Here is a 19,367-nt window from a genome sequence, read left to right as displayed (position 1 = left end):
TACCTCCTTATCTGCATTTGTTCATATTTGAGTTGGAGTTCAGCCTGTTATGCTTCGTCCCATATTTTTCTAACGTTGGCGAGTCCTACCCTTGCACCGAATTCACAATCCTCCAGCCCTTCGAATTCGAGGCTCAGATAGCCGTCATAACCCGAGGACTTGATGAGCCCGATAATATCACGCATGGGAATATCTCCTTGCCCGGCTACCGCACCGCGCAGATATTGTCCTGCAGTGGAGGTGAAGAACCCTTCACCTGGATGGTGCCCTGCCGGACGAACATAGAAGTCCTTGATATGCACGATGGAGGCATAAGGAAGGTTGTTCTTTACAGCAGCAATAGGCTGCTCGTCAGCACACAGGAAATTTCCGATGTCGAGTGTCGTTTTGAAATTAGGGAGTCCTACAGCATGAATCAGCGCCTGCACACGATCGCTTTGCTGAATGAAGAAACCATGATTCTCCACACTCGTCGTGATCCCGTACTGACCTGCATATTCTGCAATGCGGCGGCAAGCCGTCGCTAACTGCTCCAAATGAGCATTGAAATTGGCGATGGATACATCTGGGGAAGAGGCCACATCATGACGCATTAATTTGACGCCAAGCTGGTTTGCGATATCTACCTCTCGCTGTACTCTGGCAATTTCTTGTTCATAAGCATCCGCATCATTCAGCAGAAAATTAGCACCGATCGCATAGTTGGAAATTTCAAGCCCTCGTTCAGTGGCTTTGGATACAATCGTATCGATCAGTTCAGGCTGCTCGGTAAGGTTATAGCCGAGAGGCACAATCTCCACATGCTCTCCGCCATGATCTGCAGTGAAGTCGATGACATCTGCGATGGTCATTATACCACTGCGAAGTGCCTGATACAGGCTGTAGGTGCTGAGTCCGAGCTTCATAGATACACTTCCTTTCCTGTGCTGGCAGATTCGTATATACCGCGAAGGATTTTCATAATTTCTACACCATCCTCAACAGGACTGATCGGCTGCTTGCCTGTCTGTACGCACTCGACAAAATGATCGATTTCGCTCTGGAAGGCTTTCTCAAATTGGAAGCCCTTGCTGTCTGTTTGAGGCCTGATGTTGACAATCGTATCGTGCTTCTCTGTGACAATGACGACTTCTGGATCGATTTCGAACCCACCCTTGTCACCATAGAGCTTAACAACACCTTCATTTTCCTTGGCATGCAGTGTGAAGCTCACGTCGATTAGCAATGAAGCACCATTTTCAAAACGAATCAGTGCATTGGCCAAATCCTCGACATCATTACTCTCTGCACTGTAGTCTGCTGCTTTATAAGAAGATAAATTTTTGATATTGGAGCGGTTGCCTAATTTGCGGTAAGTGTTGCCGCTGACGGATTTAACTTTGGGTCTGCCCATCATGTACCAGCACAGATCAATGACGTGGACACCGATATCAATCAGCGGACCTCCACCGGAGCGTCTAGAATCAGCGAACCAGCCGCCCGGATTCCCAAGTCTGCGTAAATAAGAAGCTTTGGCATAATAGATCTCACCGAATTCTCCGTTATCTACAAAAGCTCTGAGCATCTGTGCATTCGGATCATATCTGCGGACAAAGCCGACTTGAAGTATTTTGCCGGATTCTTTAACCGCTTGCTCGATCTTAAGAGCTTCTTCCACCGTGCGGCAGAGGGGCTTCTCCACGAGGACATGCTTGCCAGCCTTGAGAGCGGCGATGCTGATCTCGGCATGGGTATCATTCCAGGTACAGATGCTGACAGCTTCAATGTCATCATTGGCAAGCAGCTCGTTATAGTCGCTGTAGGCGTGCGGAGCTCCATATTGTTCGGCTGTTTTTTGTGCTCTTTCCAGATTCATATCACAGACCGCGAGGAGTGTTACATTCGGATTATTCTTATAAGGAGTTAAGTGATGTTGAGAGATGCTGCCTGCGCCAATGACGCCAACTTTAAGTGTACTCATATGTAATTTCGTGCTCCCTTCAAACTCTGTAATAGGATATACTGGATAGGAAGAACCGATCTTCGCCGCATACATACTAAGCGTTGAATTTCTAAGAGTATGCGTTGTCAGATTCTATGGCTCATTCTATTCTCGATTCACAACTATTGTATTTTGGGGCTTATGAGAAAGCCATGCAGACGGATGCTGAATATTTGAACAATTGTGCGGTCATTGGAGGGGTTATATGCTTAGAAACGCTGCACTACGGGAACCTATGGACATGCCAGATCCACACTTTCCAATCAAGCTTCATCATTGTGAGTATAGAGAGAAGGGGCAGGCACTGTTCCATCCCCATTTTCACGAGCATATGGAGATATTGTATTTTGTGCACGGCGAAGCGGAGATCGAATGCAATTCCCAGGTCGCTCATGCCAAGGCAGGAGATCTGATTATTCTGAACAGTAACGACTTGCATCATGGGATCAACCTGTCCGGTGAACTGCAGTATAATGCCCTCATTGCCGATTTTTCCTTGCTCCAGAGTCCGACACCGGATGCGGTGGAGACCAAATTCATCACACCGATGACACAGAATAATGTGATGTTCAAGAATCACATAACGGATGATGAGGAGCTGCGAGGGGCGTTTGAGCTGATCAAACAGGAGTTTCGCAATAGAGAGCTTGGATATGAGCTTGCGATTAAATCCAGCATGTACCGTATGCTCACGATCTTGTTCCGTAAATATGTTGCGGAATACATGCCGCTGGCTGTGTTTAACAGCCGTACAAAAAATCTGACGCGGTTTGCTCCCGTTTTCAAATATATTGAGGAGCATTATCTGGAGGAGCTATCGGTAGAGCAGCTGGCCAGGATGGCTAACTTGTCGAGGTTTCACTTCAGCCGGTTGTTTAGTGAGCTCACGAACAAGACGGTCACCGATTATATTAATCAATTCCGAATCAACAAATCAGAGTATCTGCTCCGTAATACCGAAATGACGATCTCAGAGGTTGCCCTTGCAGCCGGGTATAATGACATTTCTTATTTCAGCAGGACGTTCAAAAAGTATAAGCACGTACCGCCCTCCAGCGTTCGAGGATCTATAAAAAGCGAATGAATACTATGATTAAACTTAATATAGTTCGTATATAACTGTGAACAAATCATGATTTTATTGACATAGCGTGTTAAATTATATAAAATACGAAATGCGCATCAGGTTAAAAACATAGAAAAGTATCCTAATATTTTGGTTTAAAGCTTATAAAATAGAGCTGTTAGATCCTAATGACGAATATAGGAGCAACATTTTAACAATCCTATAAGAGTAGATTAGGATTTTTTGTTTTTAGCGCCGTATGCACAACTATGAAGGCTGGAGGCAGGCTATTCCATGGAAAGATGGTTCAAATTAAAAGAAAGAGGCACTAGCGCCTCAACCGAAGTTATAGCCGGAATTACGACATTCTTTACGATGGTCTATATCGTGGTCGTCAATCCAGGTATTCTGAGCAGCACAGGAATGGATTTTAACGGTGTGTTTATTGCGACAGTGCTTGCGAGTATTGTGGCCACACTGATTATGGGATTATGGGCTAACTATCCAATTGTTATGGCGCCCGCCATGGGATTAAATGCGTTTTTTGCATACAGTGTTGTAGCAGGTAGTGGCGTTTCGTGGCAAATTGCACTCGGTGCGGTATTTATTGCAGGTATTCTATTCATTATCCTATCACTGACTTCATTCCGCTACATGCTGCTTAATGCAATTCCAGAAAGTCTGAAGCACGCGATTACGGCAGGAATTGGTTTGTTTATTACAACAGTTGGACTGCAGAATGCGGGCATTATCGCAGCTTCCGAGTCTACGCTGATTACAATAGGTAATCTGTCCGAGCCTATGGCGTATCTGACGATTATCGGTTTGCTGATTACAGTTGTACTGATGGCTTACAACGTAAAGGGTTATCTATTCATCGGTATGGTCATTACAGCAATTATTGCCTGGATGATGGGACTATTCCAAATGCCAGAATCCATCGTGTCTCTGCCGCAGGGCTTTACGACCACTGCATTTCAACTGGACATTGCTGGTGTATTCTCAAACGGTTTATATACGGTTATATTCACATTCCTTCTGATTACCCTGTTTGATACAACGGGCACGATGCTCGGGGTTGCTGAACAGGCAGGGCTGATGAAGGACGGGAAATTCCCGCGGTCCCGTGGCGCACTCTTGGCTGATGCAGTCGGAACGACTTCGGGAGCATTGTTCGGGACAAGCCCGACATCTGCTTATATTGAGTCCAGTACAGGGGTTGCTGCCGGAGGAAGAACAGGACTCACTGCTGTGGTCGTATCGGTGCTGCTTGCACTGACCTTGTTCTTCTCGCCCATTATCAGTGTGATTTCCGGAATTCCGGCAATTACATCCCCGGCGCTGATTATCGTGGGTTACTTTATGATCAACATTATTAGTAAGATCAAGTGGAATGATCTTGAAGAGGCCTTCCCGGCATTTCTCATTATCATTCTAACACCGCTGACACACAGTATTGCAACAGGGATTGGCGTAGGGTTTATCTTCTATCCTGTGCTCAAGCTGCTGCGCGGAAAAGGCAAGGATGTTCATCCGATATTCTATATCTTTGCTGTGTTGTTCTTCATCCAGCTTGTTTTTCTGGATCATTAATCAATATAAAGGTTTAACTAATGAGGAGAGCTCCTGTAGTTCAGGCTGCTCTTCTTTTTTAGTGCTAAGCTGTAAAAGTAAGCTCAATGCTTAACACAACGTGTACAAATCATGATTTTACATAATTCTGAAATATCTAATTTTCATATGAGTATAGAAAGAATTTACAGGGTATTATTGAATGGAAAATTATGATAAGTTATTACCGAAAGCGCTTTCAATAACCTGTTGCGTTTGTAACATGACCTAAATTCATTAAGGAGAGATGCAAATGGTATTGCACAAAAAGCGTTCGAAGAGCTTACTTGCACTTGCGATGGTCCCAGCACTTGTCATTTCTTTATTCACATCCGTCGCCTCTGCGGACAAGCAGCAGGAAGCCGAGCCAGTGGCCAAAAATAAACTGCAGGCTTATGTAGATGACATGCAGCCTGGATGGAATCTGGGGAACTCCCTTGATGCGGTCGGAGCGGATGAAACAGCATGGGGCAATCCGAAGATCACGAAAGAGCTGATTGAGGAAATCGCAGACCAGGGATATAAGAGTATCCGTATTCCTGTAACCTGGGACAACCATATTGGGGAAGCCCCAAGCTACACCATTGAGCCTGCTTATCTGGAGCGGGTTGAACAAGTAGTGGACTGGGCACTGGATGAAGACCTGTATGTCATGATTAACGTTCATCATGATTCCTGGTTGTGGATCAGCCATATGGAGACCAAGCATGCCGAAGTACTTGCTCGTTACAATGCAATCTGGACCCAAGTTGCGGATCATTTCAAAGATCATTCCAACAAATTGATGTTTGAAAGCGTTAACGAGCCGCGCTTCTCGGATGGTGGAACGACGGATGAAGAGAAGATGTTCGAAATGCTGAAGGAACTGAACTTGTCCTTCCACAGCATTCTGCGTGAATCCGGAGGCAAGAATACAGAACGTCCGCTTGTTCTCTCTACCTTGGGGGCATCGCCTACACAAGAAAGAATGGATGAGCTGTATGCAACAATTACTGAACTAAATGATCCGAATATTATCGCAACGGTTCACTATTATGGATTCTGGCCGTTTAGTGTGAACATTGCAGGCTACACCCATTTTGAAGAGGATACCAAGAACGATATTATCCAAACCTTCGATAATGTCTACAATACGTTTGTTGCCAAAGGAATCCCGGTCATTCTGGGCGAGTACGGACTCCTTGGCTTTGACCAAAGCACGGCTGTAATCGAGCAGGGAGAGAAGCTGAAATTTTTTGAGTTCCTGACTCATTATCTGAATGAAAAAGATGTAACTCACATGCTGTGGGATAACGGCCAGCATATGAATAGAACGACCTACGAATGGTCTGATCTGGACTTCTTCAACATCATGAAGGAAGGCTGGAAGGGACGCTCTGCAACGGCTGAAACAGACCTGATCTTTGTGGAAAAAGGTACAGCTGTTAAAGACGCGAACATTCAGCTGGAGCTGAACGGCAATAAGCTGAAGAAGCTGAGCGTGGACGGCAAGAATTTGAAGAAATCTAAAGATTATATTGTAAGTAAGGACGTTCTTACGATTCAAGCGAGCAAGCTTGAAGAGCTGACCGCTTCCGGTGAGTATGGTGTAAACAGCATCATTACGGCTGAATTCAACAAAGGCGCAGACTGGAAATTCAGAGTCATCACGAACAGCACACCTGTGCTGGAGGATGCAGCAGGGACGACAGAGAACTTCGCAATTCCAGCCGCCTTTAACGGAGATCTGCTGGCCACGATGGAAGCGAAGTATACCGATGGAAGTGCAGCTGGACCACAGAACTGGACTTCCTTCAAGGAATTTGAGTATACCTTCTCTCCTTCCTATGATAAGGGTGAAATCGTGCTGAAGCCTAACTTCTTCAATGAAACGAATGATGGTGAAGTTGTGCTTACGTTCCATTTCTGGAGCGGAGAGGTGCTCACCTACACGATTACGAAGAACGGCACTAGTGTAACAGGTTCGGCTTCCTGATATCGCAGCATTAATAAATATAAGACCCTGGCGATTGTTAGCCAGGGTCTTATTATTTAACTGTTTTCTGAAATATTGCTGCTAAATAAAAAACAGTTATAGTGATTCTACCCTCGCAATAGATTCACTTAGAGAGGTATTATATACACATTATTACAGTTTATAGAGGGAGATGTATTATGAACACTAATGCTCGTTCCGATTCCAAAGAAAACATTTTTACGATTGAATGTAAGGATGTAATTCTACGAGAATTTTTAGTTACTGATTTAGATGATTTTCATTCACTCGCTTGGCAACCTGAAATACATGAATTTTTGCCAGGCTGGAACGTATCGAAAGAGCAAAGGAAAGATTGGTTTATCAACTATGAAATTCCAGAAAACAAACAGTTTTTGAATGCTGTATCAAAAAGTGAAGACATGGGTGAACTCCGTCTTCGATTAGGAATTATCTTGAAAGAGACAGGAGAATTTATCGGTTGGTGTTGTTCAGGAATTAAAGATGAATTGCCACCGCCAAATCGAGAAATCATGTATGCCATTTCTAAGGATCATAGAGGTAAAGGATTTACAACCCAAGCCTCACAAGGAATGATTAATTATTTATTTGAGAATACGGACGTTAATGTGCTTAGTTCTATTGCTCTACTAAATAACGTTCCGTCCAATAAGGTCATACAAAAATGTTGTTTTAACTTTCAGAGTATTATCGAGATAGATAACGAAAAATATAACTATTATAAACTTGATAAAAAGGATTGGGCTGGCAAACGTTAGAGAAGTCCAGAACGATATAGATCACATGTTATTATTTATCTTGGTAATAGACTTGTAATTGGTTGCAGAATCCATACATAACACAGCGTCTCCACGTAGAAGATTCCCCATCACATCACTGATTTGAGACGCTGTAACTCGTCCAACGTCCAGCTAACTTTGAGAAAATCGCACCATTGCGGACAAGAGCGACACGATAGATACTTGCTCATCGCTTATCCCACGTTTTGAGCCGTACCGTCTCTTTTTCGAAGTTTACGATGTTTGCCGTTATAAACGGCGTGCGACGCTACGTGTATAGGCATCAGGTGTTTGGCCGACGATGGTCTTAAAGTCTTTAATAAAATGTGACTGGTCGTGATAGCCAAGTGCAAGACTTAGCTCAAGTGTATTCACAGCTTGTCCATGATCGAGCGCTTCAGCTGCATTTTGAAGCCGGTACAGCTTGATTACATTCTTCGGACTAATGCCTACATACTGTTTGAACATTCGCTGCAGCGTTCGTTTGTTCATTGCAAACTGTTCACACACTTGATCGACTCTCGTAACTTCGTGATGCAGCCGGATATATTCCGTCATTTGATCTGTGAGGAGGGTAAGCTTATCTGCTGAAGGCAAAAGGGGCAATAGAGCATCATTCATACGGGAAGTAAGCTCCATGTGATTAGAAGCTGTGTTTAGAAATATCGATTCCAGCTCCTCGCTGGATATAGGAAATATCTCATCAACTGGAAGTGGATGATCGATCAACTTGGATATGGACTCTCGATACCAAGGGAAGAATCCGCCTGGCTTGAATTTGATCCCGAAGACACGGCCCTTGGCACTCAGCTGATAGCTGTATTTACGGGTTGCAGGCCCATAGAAATAAGTACGGCCCGATTCGATCACCAGATTGACACAAGGATTCGGGATGACCTCCTGAATATGCGTCTTGTCTTCAGCCAGCTCCCATTCCACAACCCAATAGTGCTTGATGAAAAGCTGAAGCTCAATACTGGGTAAAAAGCGCTCCAAGCGAAAATGCTCCTCGCCTTTCTCCAGGTTCATGATACCCATGCTAGGTTTCTGAGAGAACAAAAAGCTCATTTCAGCTCCGCTCCTGTCTGTCGCTTTTTTACAATACTCCTTCATTCTCAAGTAGTAATATCAAGTTATCAGAAGATTAAATATTGCTCTTGTCTATTTTAACAAATTTTGGGCAAAGTGAAGAAGGATATTGTCAAATACTTCACTGTTCACAAGAAAGAGAGGGACTCTTACTCCATGGAAGCATTACGCTATGAGCTGTATATTGGGGCTTCGCCTCAGGAAGTATGGGACACGCTATTCAAGCCGGAAGGAACAAGGCAGATATTCTTTGGCTCAATCTTCGACTCTTCATTTAAAGTGGGCGAGGGGTACAGATATGTCGGCCCTGGTAATGAGGGAGATGAAACAGTGCATGTATATGGTGAGGTGCTTGCCTGTGAACCAGGCAAAATGTTCAGCTGCACAGAGCATCCTGGGCCAAGCTATGCGGAGAATCATGCAGAGCTCTCGACCCGAATGACCTATACCCTTGAGGTTGTAGGCGGGTGTACGAAGCTGACATTTGTAAATGATGAGTGGAGTGAAGGGCATCCATCCTATGAACGAACGAAATCAACTTGGCCCATGATTCTAAGCAATGTGAAAAGTGTGGCTGAGACAGGAAAGGCGCTTGATTTTGGGTTTTGAGGAAAGGCGCTTGTTTTTAGGTTCTGAACGAAAACAGCGGCAAGGCGCTTGTTTTTAGGTTCTGAACGAAAACAGCGGCATGTAGCATCTCTATGATTGGCTTAGAGAAGCACATGCCGCTGTTTTGTGTAGACAGCTTAGTTATAATAATGAGCCTATCTTATGGCAAAGAGTAAGTAGACTCATTCATTCTATAATTCTTTACTTCATCAGCTTATCAAACAGTCTGATCACCTTGGCAGAGAATTCCTCCAGATTCATGACCGATTTATTCCGGCGGTTATACCACTTCTTAACGGCATCAATGACCCAGAGTGGAACTTTGATTTCGTTAAATCGGGGATAGACATTATAGTAGGCCCACACTAAGTGATCCCAGCGCTGGTCGTCGCCCTCCTTCACATATTCGGAGACGTCGAGCACCTTGCCGCGGCCGTTCTGATTTACCACGTTCTTCAGATGGATATCCCGTGGGTTAAGGCCTACGCTTCTAACATATTTTCGAGCCTCTTCCACATCAAGAATGACCTGCTCCGGTACAGGAATACCCAGGGTTAGGCAGTCTTGAAGCGTCGGCCCCTCTTCAAAGCTGAGCACCAGGTAATTCACTCCGTCTCCATAACAGGCTGCAAAATACGGAGAGCCCTTCAGCTTCGCATAAACTTCTTTTTCTGTGTTTTTCTTGTCCAATGCTTGCTGTGAATAGATTTTGAAAGCATACTGAGACAATTCCGGCATTATAAATACAGCGGCATCTGTGCCGACACCGATGCATTCTAGTCCATCTGTATTTCCTTCAATACTGACAAGGTCATTGTCGGCATTGCCTATAATCTCAACCTGCGCAAGCAATGGATCGGCCTGCAGCCAATCATTCCTTGCTTCTTCTTGCTCAAATTCAGTACTCATGTGCTGTTAGCCCCTTTAACGTGAACAACCCTGCCTTGTCCTATATTATATGCAGGGGTGGCCTCTCATTGCTTCATTGTAAAATATATTATCCGTTGTTTTATGCTCAAGTGTTATAAAATGTTTCGTTAGGTTGTTGCTTGCTATGATAGAATACAATACATCAAAGAGATGATAGATTGCAAAGAAAGGCGTTTGATGGATTATGAAGACAATGTATCCCCCGTGGTCTTATTCAGGCTCACGGGCAGGGATGTTTAGTGAATGCCTTCGTAAATATTATTACCATTATTACGGCTCGCATAACGGGTGGAAGCCAGAATCAGCAGACCCAGATCAGGTTCAGACTTACCGGTTGAAGCAGCTGAGCAGCCTGTATTTGATCTTCGGAAACCTCGCACATCAAATGTGTGAATCGGTGATCCGAAGCTGGGAACGTAATAGAACGGTGCCGGAGGCACCATTTTTACAGAAGCGAATGCGCGACCTTTTGAACAAGGCTTATTTGGAGTCGAAGGACATGAATGGATGGCATCTTGATCCCAAGTATCATACCATGCTGTCTGAATTGTACTATGACGAGGATGCCAAGCTGCAGAACCGGATCACCTCGATTAAAGCACGGATGGAGACAGTGGCGGGGAAGCTGTTCGAGAGCAGGACCTGGAAAGAGATTGAGTCTGGCATTGCTCATATTATGGAGGTCGAGAAATGGGACCACATGATTCTGCACGATACGAAAGTATACGTTAAGATGGACGTGCTGTATCGCAATGAGAAGGGGCACATCGTTATTGTCGATTGGAAGACAGGTAAGGAGGATGATTTTACAGATCAACTGTATTTGTATGCAGCCTATGTTCACGACCATTATAATATACCGTATGAGCATATTGAGCTCAGAGTGGAGTACCTGCTGACCGGAAATAGTGAGAGCTACCAAGCATCTCAGGCTGAAATTGATGAGGTCATTGCCAAGGTAGGCAGAGAGATCGAGGAGATGAAGTCCTGTCTTGCCGATGATTATTACAACCGGCCGAAGGACATCGGATATTTTACGCCAATGCCTTCGGAAAGAGTGTGCGGGGAATGCAATTTCAGAGAAATATGCAGTTATAGAGCGGTTTAAAAAAAGTTATAGAGTAGTTTAGAATAACGCCTCGGGGTATTTTATCCCCTGTGGTGTTATTTTTATATTAACTAGCGAAGATTACAGAGAGATATAGTCAAACTATTATGTTATTATATCAATGGATTTGTTATTACGTATTAATTAATCAGAAACATGATATATCAATGATATTGTTATTGATTTGTTTGGGTATGGTGATCTTTTTGTTATGGATTCATATGAATGCGTCAGATGAACAGCAATGAGAGAGGATCGAGGAGGACGAAGGTATGAGTGAGAACTTAAACTTGCCAGGCTGGCTGGAAGAGGTCGAATCCGAGCTAAAGAACAATATTCTGGGCTTCTGGAAAGCACGGACGATTGACAATACGAATGGCGGTTTTATCGGAGCGATGAATGCGGATGGAGAGATTGAAGAAGGAGCGGACAAATCCCTTGTGCTTAATGCGCGCATCCTGTGGACATTTGCTGCGGCATATCGCAAATATGGGCAGGAAGAGGATCTTTATATGGCCGAACGTGCGCTTGAACAGCTAGAGGCCTATTTTGTAGATAATGAATTTGGCGGCTTCTATTGGATGATTCATCCGGACGGGACACCATCAGAGGATAAGAAGCAGGTATATGGTCAGGCGTTTGTGATCTATGCACTCGCTGAATATATTCGGGCTACGGATAACCATGAACCGCTGCAGCTGGCAGAAGAAATCTACCGCCTGCTCGAACGTTATGCTTATGATCCGGTACATACAGGCTATGTTGAAGCCTTATCACGTGAGTGGAGCGAGACAGACGATCTCAGCCTCAGCGGCAAAGATCTGAACGAGCGCAAATCCATGAATACGCATCTGCATGTACTTGAGGCTTATACGAATCTATATCGGATATGGAAGCCGGAGGGGCTGCGTCTGAAGCTCAAAGAGCTTATCGAAGTCCATTTGAAGCTAATACTGAATATGGAATCAGGTCACTTCAAGCTGTTCTTTGATGATGAATGGAATTCACAGTCTACTGACGTCTCATATGGGCATGATATTGAGGGAAGCTGGCTGCTATGGGAAGCAGCAGAAGTACTTGGAGATCGTGAGCTTCTGAATCAGGTTCGATCTGCTGCGCTTAAGATGGCAGTGGCAACGCTTGAAGAGGGGACAGATGAAGATGGAGCCATCTACAATGAGCTTCATGCAGACGGCAGACTGGATGACAGCAAGGACTGGTGGCCGCAGGCAGAAGCGATGGTCGGATATCTTAATGCCTATCAGATCAGTGAGGAAACCCGTTACTTGCATGCCGCTCAGCGCAGCTGGAATTTTATCCGGGATTATATTGTTGATCGTACAGGCGGGGAATGGCACTGGCAGGTATTCCGAAGTGGAGAGCCTAATCTCAGCCAGCAGAAGGTCGGCGCATGGAAATGTCCTTACCACAACAGCCGTGCATGTCTGGAGGCGATAGAGCGTTTGGAATCCATAACGCGATCATACTCTCAAGTTTAATATCATTTGCATAACAAATAAGCATAACAATTAGATGGGAACAGATCTTGGCGGGAGCTAGAGATCTGTTTTTTTATGATGCGGTTTCATCGACAAGCCCTCGGCATAGGACAGACTTTGGTTATGATGCTCTCGATATTGTTTAGGCGACATGCCGACAACTCTAGTGAACAGAATGGAGAAATAGTTGGGATTCTCGTATCCGGTCATTTTGGCAATTTCCCATACTTTCATGTCAGACTGAACCAGCAGCCGGGTCGCTTCTCCCATGCGTCTCTGAATCATATAATTAATTGGGGAAGTCTCGTAAGTATTCTTGAAGATATGAGCAAGATAGTAGGAACTGATATTGAATTCGTCTGCGATCTGTTTAAGGCGGAGAGGCTGTGTGTAATTTCCGTCAATATATTCTTTAATTTCGGTTGCCAGCTTGTTTTTGGTCAGGCTTTGAGCGTAATTCTGCAGTTTAAGCATGCGATGCACAAGCACCAGAATGGAGCTCAGCAGATGCCCTGCGATTTGTTCATGTCCCTCCTCCTGCATGGATGATTCCTCAAACAGCAGTTCCATAAGCATGATCATTTCGTTCGAGTATTTGTTAGCACGAATCAAAGGATGGGCGTGGAGCGGGACAATATATTCGCGAGCAGAAGAGAAGCCGCAGTAGCAAATAAACACAGGGTGCTCTTTGGAAGATTTCTCTGCGTGAAGAATGCCTTTGTTATAAATGAGCACGTCCCCTTTGACTGCGTGATAGCTTGATTCTCCTATGGTGAAGTCCCCTTCGCCCTCCTTGATAACGAGAATTTCAAACAGGTCTTCATGCTTGTGGCTTGGAAACTGCCAGTCCGGATTATTACTCATATTCCCGGCATATAGCAGCTGTTCAGCAGGTGGCGCAGCGTTCTTGTTCACCTATATCCCTTCCTTCTGTGTCAACTGAATCCTGGTTCACATCTTAAAGTCAAGCTAAAATTATGTCAAATAAAAGAGCAAGATATATAACAAAGGAACAAAACCCAGCAACATGTTTAATTGTAGACTCCCTCTAATATTCGTATGCTGTTAAAGGCGGATTTCATTATATCCATCGCACAATGAAATTATATAAAGATAGAGGGAGAGAAACATGTCTTACACCAAAGAAAAAGGGCTCGTTTTTTCTTTTACACTGATGGCATTCATCCTCGGTACGACGGAATATGTTATTGTCGGTCTGTTGTCAGACATTGCCCGTGATTTTGGCGTTACGCTGACGGCAGCGGGAATATTAGTATCCGGATTTGCCATGGCCTACGCTGTCGGCACACCGATTGTACTAAGCATCTTCGGTCGCTTCCCCAAGCGGATGCTGATATTAACGGGGATTACACTCATTATATTCTTGAACATACTTAGTGCATTATCCGGTTCATTTGCATTCTTGATGGGGACAAGAATCGCGACGGCGATGCTGTGCGGCTTGTCCTTATCACTGGCTATATCGGTAGCAAGTGATTATGTGGCCCCTGAGCGCCGTGGCCGTGCAATCTCTTACATTTTAGGCGGCTTTACGATTGCTAATGTTTTTGGTGTTCCGATCGGCACCTTTGTAGGACAGTTTTTTGATTGGCCTGCTGCATTTATTCTCGTCAGCATTCTGGGAGTTGCAGCGCTGTTGTTAAACGCGGTATATATTCCAAGAGGTATTCCCGTTGTGAAGGTATCCGCCAAAGAGCAGTTTGTTCTGCTCGGGAATCCCCGAATTATCCTTGCTTTTCTGATTCCTGCCTGCGGGACGGCTGCCATATTTGTAGTGTATACGTATATCGAACCGATTATGGGCGAAGTCATGGGGCTTCCGAAGGCATGGTTTAGCGTTATTCTGTTCGTATATGGCCTGGTTACCATCGTAAGTAATTATATTGGAGGCAGAGTCGCGACTGGGGATTACATTGGTAAGCTGAGATTCGTCTTCATGGTTCAGGCTGCACTGTTTGTTCTGTTCGGATTGCTTGCCTCCGTGCCTGTTGCCGGCCTAGTGAGCCTGATTATGATCGCACTGGTCTCTTATGTGCTCAATGCATCAACTCAGCTGTATCTTATTGATCTTGCTCGCAGATATGTGCCGCGCGCTAAAGATTTTGCGACTTCTCTGATGCCAGTAGCTAATAATACAGGTATTGCAGTGGGGTCTTTTATCGGAGGGCTGGTCGTGCAGAGCAGAGGACTTACGGCTCTTCCGTGGCTGGCTCTTGCATTTACAGTTGTTGCGTTTGTTATTACGGCACTATCCTATCAGCTGGACCGGAAGCGCAAGATAGAAGTGCAGGATGAGCTCGCGCCGATCCGTACCTGACTTCTTAATAAAAAGCAGAGCAGCATACTCTTGAGTTTAAGTATGCAGGCTCTGCTTTTTTTATATCAATAGAAGTTTATGTGCTGCATATTGATGTAGCCGGGTTACAGAGGAATTAGTTGGTTACTGCGGTTCTTAATGCTTCTTCCGCAGAGACGAAGGGATACCCGAGATCTCTCGCTACGGCTTCATAGGTTACCTGACCTTTGTATACATTCAGACCTGTTAGAATGGCCTTATCCAGCTTAATGGCTTGAAGTGCACCAAGATCAGCCAGCTTCAAGGCGTAAGGCAAGGTTGCATTCGTGAGAGCCAGTGTAGAAGTACGCGGCACTGCGCCAGGCATGTTGGCTACAGCATAATGGACTACGCCGTGCTTCACGTAAGTTGGGTTGTCATGGGTCGTGATATGATCAATCGTCTCCACAATTCCACCCTGGTCAATGGCAACATCGACGATAACCGAGCCAGGGCTCATATTCTTGACCATGTCTTCCGTTACGAGACGAGGAGCCTTGGCACCCGGAATCAACACGGCGCAGATCAACAGATCAGAAGCTGCGACCGCTTCAGCGATATTTGCAGGTGTGGACACAAGGGTATGGATGCTGCTGCCGAAGATGTCGTCCAGCTGGCGGAGGCGATTTACGCTAAGGTCGATGAGCGTCACATCTGCACCGAGACCTACCGCTATTTTGGCTGCATTCGTACCTACAATTCCACCGCCGATGATCGTAACCTTTCCACGGCTTACACCCGGAACTCCGGATAGCAGAATCCCTTTACCACCTTTGTTCTTCTCCAGCAGCTGAGCACCGATCTGGGCAGCCATTCGGCCAGCGACTTCGCTCATAGGTGTCAGTAAAGGCAGAGCTCCGTTTACCGTGATCGTCTCATAAGCGATAGCAATGACTCCGCTGTCCACGAGAGCTTTGGTAAGCTCAGGCTCGGCCGCGAGGTGAAGATACGTAAACAGGATGAGGCCTTTTCTGAAATATCCGTATTCACTGGACAGTGGCTCTTTGACCTTCATCACCATATCCGTTTTATTCCATACAGAGGCAACGTCCGTCAGCTCAGCTCCTGCTGCAGCATATTCAGCATCCGTGAAGTTGCTGCCATTACCGGCTCCGGATTCCACGTAAACCTGATGCCCCTTGCGAACGAATTCTGCTGCTCCTGCGGGTGTGAGAGCTACCCGGTTTTCATTGTTTTTGATTTCTTTTGGTACACCAATGATCATGCGAATCACCTCGTAATTAGAGTAAATTTGATGTTTTAAACTCTACAATGCTGATAGATTCAAAGTTTTATATATAATTTAATGTCAGCTATACTACAATTCTATGTTGGATAATAGCAAAATGCATCTTACTTTTTGTCTACAAATCAACCCTTTTGCATAACTTTATGTCATAATAGTCGAGTGTCATGGTTTTCATTCCTGTTATTAATGTAAGTAAAATTGACATGGTGGTGATTTTTTCTGAAAAATCCTCAATCTCTTACAATAAAAGAGGTCATGAACAGACCCATCTTCAAAAGAGCGCATATTGCTGCAGGCGAGAAGGGGCTCCATCGTCAGGTGGGCTGGGTTCATGTTCTGGAAATAACCAAGATTTCACCTTACTTGAGCAGAGGAGATCTCATCCTCTCCACTGGCCTATGGCTCAAATTTGAGCAGGAGCGGAAGGAGTATCTTCTTCAGCTCATCCAGAGCGAGGCGGCAGGACTGTGTGTCGAATTCGGAACAAGTATTGATCATATTCCTGCGGATATTCTTAAATTGGCCGATGAGCATGGATTTCCCATTATCGTATTTGACAGACCCGTCCGGTTCGTGGAGATTACACAGGATATTCACTCTTATATTATTAACCGTCAGCATCAGCTCCTAAAGGATTTGGAGAATTATTCTCGCAAAATTCAGCAGCTGACGCTCCAAAGCACGGATGTGTCCAGCATTCTCCGTCTGCTCCATGAATATTCATCCCAGCAGGTTGCGTATATCTCTTCACTTGAGCATAACCAGTTTTACCCCAGTATTGAACCGGAAGCAGCAGCTTCAATATCAGAGCTGTACTCCCGTGAAGTAGAGCATAGGAACCTGGGGAGTCAGGAATCCAACATTCAAGCTGAATTAGATGAAGGCACAACGGTATTGTTCCAGCCTGTCGTCATTTTTGGGCAGGTGTTCTCGGGCGTTGGCATCGTAACCAGAGAACAGCCGACGGAAGCGATATCCCTTCTCCTGGATTACACAGTAAAAGCAGTAGCTACGCTGCTTCTGCGGACACAGTTTCTTGAAGACAAAATGCTCCGCAATCAGAACGGTATCCTGCAGGATCTGCTCAGCAACCGGATTCATAATGAAGAACAGGCGCAGACGAGCATGGGGCTGCGGCTGCTGGTGAAAGGTCAATATCTATTTATAGGCGGTGTGATGGAAATTGAGCATCGTTCTAAGAACGTAGCGGAGGAGCGAAAGGAAGCGGGTCATCAGGATATTATGGTATTGCTGCGTTCGCTGCTGAAGAAAAATAATGTGCCTCATCTGGTGATGATGAAATTGAACCAAATTCATGTGCTCTGTGCAAAAGAGTCCATCACGAAGGATACGGAGCGCAATCTAATGCTTACACTGCAGACGATTACAGAGGATATCAGCCGTTTTGCTACCCAGCAGCTTGAAGGTGTGATAATTCATGCCGGTTTTGGCAAAAGCAGAAGCAAGATGATTGAATCCTCACGCTGCTTTGAGGAGGCCTATCAGGTGATTGAGGTCAGCCGGAGTGTGCCTCAGATGAACCATTGTTTATTTTATGACAAGCTTGGGGTCTATCAATTGTTAAAGGCTGCTCCGAACGAGTTCCTGAAGTCCTTTGTACAGGACCACTTAGGAACATTGATTCAGTATGATGAGAAGCATGAGCTTCAGCTTCTGTCAACGCTCAAGGCATATATGAACGCCTTCGGCTCCAAGCTGGAGACCGCCAAATCTCTATATATTCATAGACAAACCTTGTACAACAGGCTTGATAAGCTGGAGGAGATTCTGGGAGAGGACTGGCTGCTGCCGCACCGTCGAACGTCAATCGAAATGGCATTGCTCGCCCATGATATGCTTCAGCACAGCCGATAGGGAAGTGAAAGGTCCTTAAAAAGAGGCTGTTTGATGCTCGAGCCAAGCTGAAGTCACGGCTTCCGGTAGCGAATTTCACGTACGTCATTCACAACTTATATGATGGAGGAACCCAAATGCTGCATATTGTGAACGGTGACATCGTTGCAGATAAATTGAAACGAGCAGGAATACAAGGTGAAATCCTGGTGTGGCGCGAAATCTATTCCTGCGGGCCCTTATTTGAGGATATGGAGAATGAAGTGAATTCCTCTCTGCGGGCAGAGGCCCTGGAACGCCTCCTTGGTATTCCGGCAGGAGAGTACATGGCACAGTGTCACCGTCAGGAACTTGTGCTGAAGAGGCTCTCTGCATTTGATGAGGTCGTGCTGTGGTTCGAGCATGATTTGTTTGACCAGACGATGCTCGCCTATCTGCTCCACTGGTTTGCTCAGAAGGATATAGGCCGTGTTGTTAAGCTGAATTTGCTCAGCATTGGATCTTATCCTGGAATTGAACGGTTTCGGGGACTGGGGCAATTATCTCCACCCGAGCTCCAAGCATTATCCGGGAAATGGCATCTGCTAAGCCGTGATGAGCTTGAGCTGGGAAGTGCGTGGTGGCGGGCCTATATATCGTCTCATCCGGGTGAGCTTGCGAAGATGCTGGAGAAGACCGAAGCGGAGGCAGTGATTCTTCCATTTGCCAAAAAAGCCTTTACTGCTCATCTATCAAGACTCCCTTCGCTTCAAGATGGTCTTGGCTGTGTCGAGCAGGAAGTGCTTGCTGCCTTGAAGAGAGGCCTGAGAGGACCGCATTCCCTGTTCAGGGAATGCGGAGACAAGCTGCATCTACTTGGTATGGGTGATCTCGAATTTTGGTCGATTCTCAAACGAATGGCCGCTGGTTCGGCTCCTGTGCTGCATCTGGCAGGAAGTGATCGCTTTCCGGATTATCAGTTCACCCCCGAAGCATTTAAAGAGGCGGTATTAACACTGACAGAGCAAGGCGAGAAGGTGCTTAACGGAGCCGTTCATTATATGCCAGACTTAACAGAAGAGCTATGGTATGGAGGGATTCCTCTTCACGGTCCGGTCAAATGGGGCTGGGATAGAGAAAACGAGTCAATTGTGAAGCTGGAATAAGAAGTCGCTGTTCGAGAATCCGAACGAGCCCCGCTGTTCTGATTCCGAGCTAATTTTCCGTTCTGAATGCAGCATCACTTATGATCTCGCTTTGT

The 19,367-nt window shown here is 45.5% G+C and carries 16 protein-coding genes; 10 read left to right on the top strand and 6 right to left on the bottom strand.

Annotated elements, in window-relative coordinates:
- Nucleotides 1-47: 47 nt before the first annotated feature.
- Both ACFQ3J_RS14450 and ACFQ3J_RS14445 read right to left on the bottom strand, forming a co-directional pair.
- Nucleotides 48-905, bottom strand: a complete 858-nt coding sequence (locus ACFQ3J_RS14450; protein WP_251582320.1) for a sugar phosphate isomerase/epimerase family protein — start codon at nucleotides 903-905, stop codon at nucleotides 48-50.
- Nucleotides 902-1,960, bottom strand: a complete 1,059-nt coding sequence (locus ACFQ3J_RS14445; RefSeq protein ID WP_091158951.1) for a Gfo/Idh/MocA family protein — start codon at nucleotides 1,958-1,960, stop codon at nucleotides 902-904. The genes ACFQ3J_RS14450 and ACFQ3J_RS14445 overlap by 4 nt, the downstream gene beginning before the upstream one ends.
- 226 nt (nucleotides 1,961-2,186) lie before the next feature.
- On the opposite strand from ACFQ3J_RS14445, the gene ACFQ3J_RS14440 reads away from it, so the two are divergent.
- The 4 genes from ACFQ3J_RS14440 (at nucleotide 2,187) to ACFQ3J_RS14425 (ending at nucleotide 7,412) form a co-directional block, all read left to right on the top strand.
- Nucleotides 2,187-3,065, top strand: coding sequence for an AraC family transcriptional regulator (locus ACFQ3J_RS14440; RefSeq protein WP_091153511.1), 879 nt, complete (start codon nucleotides 2,187-2,189; stop codon nucleotides 3,063-3,065).
- 276 nt (nucleotides 3,066-3,341) lie between these two features.
- Nucleotides 3,342-4,640 (top strand): NCS2 family permease, encoded by a 1,299-nt coding sequence (locus ACFQ3J_RS14435; protein ID WP_251582318.1) that lies wholly within the window; start codon nucleotides 3,342-3,344, stop codon nucleotides 4,638-4,640.
- 271 nt (nucleotides 4,641-4,911) lie between these two features.
- The gene (locus tag ACFQ3J_RS14430) at nucleotides 4,912-6,633 is read left to right on the top strand and encodes a cellulase family glycosylhydrolase (protein ID WP_379293065.1); all 1,722 of its coding nucleotides are present in this window, start codon (nucleotides 4,912-4,914) and stop codon (nucleotides 6,631-6,633) included.
- A 179-nt stretch (nucleotides 6,634-6,812) separates the two neighbouring features.
- Complete coding sequence (locus ACFQ3J_RS14425) at nucleotides 6,813-7,412, top strand: GNAT family N-acetyltransferase (RefSeq protein ID WP_251582316.1); 600 nt, start codon at nucleotides 6,813-6,815, stop codon at nucleotides 7,410-7,412.
- Nucleotides 7,413-7,682: 270 nt separating this feature from the next.
- On the opposite strand, the gene ACFQ3J_RS14420 is transcribed toward ACFQ3J_RS14425, so the two are convergent.
- Nucleotides 7,683-8,501, bottom strand: coding sequence for a helix-turn-helix transcriptional regulator (locus ACFQ3J_RS14420; RefSeq protein ID WP_251582314.1), 819 nt, complete (start codon nucleotides 8,499-8,501; stop codon nucleotides 7,683-7,685).
- 177 nt (nucleotides 8,502-8,678) lie between these two features.
- Here ACFQ3J_RS14420 and ACFQ3J_RS14415 point away from each other — a divergent pair, with 177 nt between their 5' ends.
- Nucleotides 8,679-9,131, top strand: a complete 453-nt coding sequence (locus tag ACFQ3J_RS14415) for an SRPBCC family protein (protein WP_251582312.1) — start codon at nucleotides 8,679-8,681, stop codon at nucleotides 9,129-9,131.
- 201 nt (nucleotides 9,132-9,332) lie between these two features.
- Here ACFQ3J_RS14415 and ACFQ3J_RS14410 read toward each other — a convergent pair whose 3' ends face one another.
- A complete protein-coding gene (locus ACFQ3J_RS14410) occupies nucleotides 9,333-10,040 on the bottom strand; it encodes a serine/threonine protein kinase (RefSeq protein WP_091153524.1) in 708 nt (235 codons plus the stop codon).
- Nucleotides 10,041-10,245: 205 nt separating this feature from the next.
- On the opposite strand from ACFQ3J_RS14410, the gene ACFQ3J_RS14405 reads away from it, so the two are divergent.
- Together ACFQ3J_RS14405 and ACFQ3J_RS14400 are read left to right on the top strand one after the other, a co-directional pair.
- Nucleotides 10,246-11,169, top strand: coding sequence for a PD-(D/E)XK nuclease family protein (locus ACFQ3J_RS14405; protein ID WP_251582309.1), 924 nt, complete (start codon nucleotides 10,246-10,248; stop codon nucleotides 11,167-11,169).
- A gap of 272 nt (nucleotides 11,170-11,441) precedes the next feature.
- A complete protein-coding gene (locus ACFQ3J_RS14400) occupies nucleotides 11,442-12,668 on the top strand; it encodes an AGE family epimerase/isomerase (RefSeq protein ID WP_251582307.1) in 1,227 nt (408 codons plus the stop codon).
- A 57-nt stretch (nucleotides 12,669-12,725) separates the two neighbouring features.
- On the opposite strand, the gene ACFQ3J_RS14395 is transcribed toward ACFQ3J_RS14400, so the two are convergent.
- On the bottom strand, nucleotides 12,726-13,583 hold the full coding sequence (locus ACFQ3J_RS14395) for a helix-turn-helix transcriptional regulator (protein ID WP_251582306.1): 858 nt from the start codon (nucleotides 13,581-13,583) through the stop codon (nucleotides 12,726-12,728).
- A 214-nt stretch (nucleotides 13,584-13,797) separates the two neighbouring features.
- Here ACFQ3J_RS14395 and ACFQ3J_RS14390 point away from each other — a divergent pair, with 214 nt between their 5' ends.
- Nucleotides 13,798-15,006 carry an MFS transporter gene (locus ACFQ3J_RS14390; RefSeq protein WP_091153530.1) on the top strand — a complete coding sequence of 403 codons (1,209 nt, stop codon included), beginning with the start codon at nucleotides 13,798-13,800 and terminating at the stop codon, nucleotides 15,004-15,006.
- 115 nt (nucleotides 15,007-15,121) lie between these two features.
- Here ACFQ3J_RS14390 and ald read toward each other — a convergent pair whose 3' ends face one another.
- On the bottom strand, nucleotides 15,122-16,249 hold the full coding sequence (ald, locus tag ACFQ3J_RS14385) for an alanine dehydrogenase (RefSeq protein WP_251582303.1): 1,128 nt from the start codon (nucleotides 16,247-16,249) through the stop codon (nucleotides 15,122-15,124).
- A 279-nt stretch (nucleotides 16,250-16,528) separates the two neighbouring features.
- Here ald and ACFQ3J_RS14380 point away from each other — a divergent pair, with 279 nt between their 5' ends.
- Nucleotides 16,529-18,148 (top strand): PucR family transcriptional regulator, encoded by a 1,620-nt coding sequence (locus ACFQ3J_RS14380; protein ID WP_251582301.1) that lies wholly within the window; start codon nucleotides 16,529-16,531, stop codon nucleotides 18,146-18,148.
- Nucleotides 18,149-18,264: 116 nt separating this feature from the next.
- Nucleotides 18,265-19,272 carry a DUF1835 domain-containing protein gene (locus ACFQ3J_RS14375; RefSeq protein ID WP_251582300.1) on the top strand — a complete coding sequence of 336 codons (1,008 nt, stop codon included), beginning with the start codon at nucleotides 18,265-18,267 and terminating at the stop codon, nucleotides 19,270-19,272.
- The last annotated feature ends 95 nt before the right edge of the window (nucleotides 19,273-19,367 follow it).

It is taken from the genome of Paenibacillus provencensis, assembly GCF_042678545.1.
Taxonomy (GTDB): Bacteria; Bacillota; Bacilli; order Paenibacillales; family Paenibacillaceae; genus Paenibacillus; species Paenibacillus provencensis.
The sequence above is the reverse complement of the archived record's forward strand: the minus strand, read 5'-3'. Positions and strand labels throughout refer to the sequence as shown.

Excerpts from the sequence above, each read along its gene's own strand:
- ACFQ3J_RS14445 (WP_091158951.1), bottom strand. The coding sequence starts at position 1,960 with ATGAGTACACTTAAAGTTGGCGTCATTGGCGCAGGCAGCATCTCTCAA.
- ald (WP_251582303.1), bottom strand. The coding sequence starts at position 16,249 with ATGATCATTGGTGTACCAAAAGAAATCAAAAACAATGAAAACCGGGTA.
- ACFQ3J_RS14375 (WP_251582300.1), top strand. The coding sequence starts at position 18,265 with ATGCTGCATATTGTGAACGGTGACATCGTTGCAGATAAATTGAAACGA.
- ACFQ3J_RS14405 (WP_251582309.1), top strand. The coding sequence starts at position 10,246 with ATGAAGACAATGTATCCCCCGTGGTCTTATTCAGGCTCACGGGCAGGG.
- ACFQ3J_RS14400 (WP_251582307.1), top strand. The coding sequence starts at position 11,442 with ATGAGTGAGAACTTAAACTTGCCAGGCTGGCTGGAAGAGGTCGAATCC.
- ACFQ3J_RS14415 (WP_251582312.1), top strand. The coding sequence starts at position 8,679 with ATGGAAGCATTACGCTATGAGCTGTATATTGGGGCTTCGCCTCAGGAA.
- ACFQ3J_RS14450 (WP_251582320.1), bottom strand. The coding sequence starts at position 905 with ATGAAGCTCGGACTCAGCACCTACAGCCTGTATCAGGCACTTCGCAGT.
- ACFQ3J_RS14420 (WP_251582314.1), bottom strand. The coding sequence starts at position 8,501 with ATGAGCTTTTTGTTCTCTCAGAAACCTAGCATGGGTATCATGAACCTG.
- ACFQ3J_RS14390 (WP_091153530.1), top strand. The coding sequence starts at position 13,798 with ATGTCTTACACCAAAGAAAAAGGGCTCGTTTTTTCTTTTACACTGATG.
- ACFQ3J_RS14440 (WP_091153511.1), top strand. The coding sequence starts at position 2,187 with ATGCTTAGAAACGCTGCACTACGGGAACCTATGGACATGCCAGATCCA.
- ACFQ3J_RS14380 (WP_251582301.1), top strand. The coding sequence starts at position 16,529 with ATGAACAGACCCATCTTCAAAAGAGCGCATATTGCTGCAGGCGAGAAG.
- ACFQ3J_RS14425 (WP_251582316.1), top strand. The coding sequence starts at position 6,813 with ATGAACACTAATGCTCGTTCCGATTCCAAAGAAAACATTTTTACGATT.
- ACFQ3J_RS14410 (WP_091153524.1), bottom strand. The coding sequence starts at position 10,040 with ATGAGTACTGAATTTGAGCAAGAAGAAGCAAGGAATGATTGGCTGCAG.
- ACFQ3J_RS14435 (WP_251582318.1), top strand. The coding sequence starts at position 3,342 with ATGGAAAGATGGTTCAAATTAAAAGAAAGAGGCACTAGCGCCTCAACC.
- ACFQ3J_RS14430 (WP_379293065.1), top strand. The coding sequence starts at position 4,912 with ATGGTATTGCACAAAAAGCGTTCGAAGAGCTTACTTGCACTTGCGATG.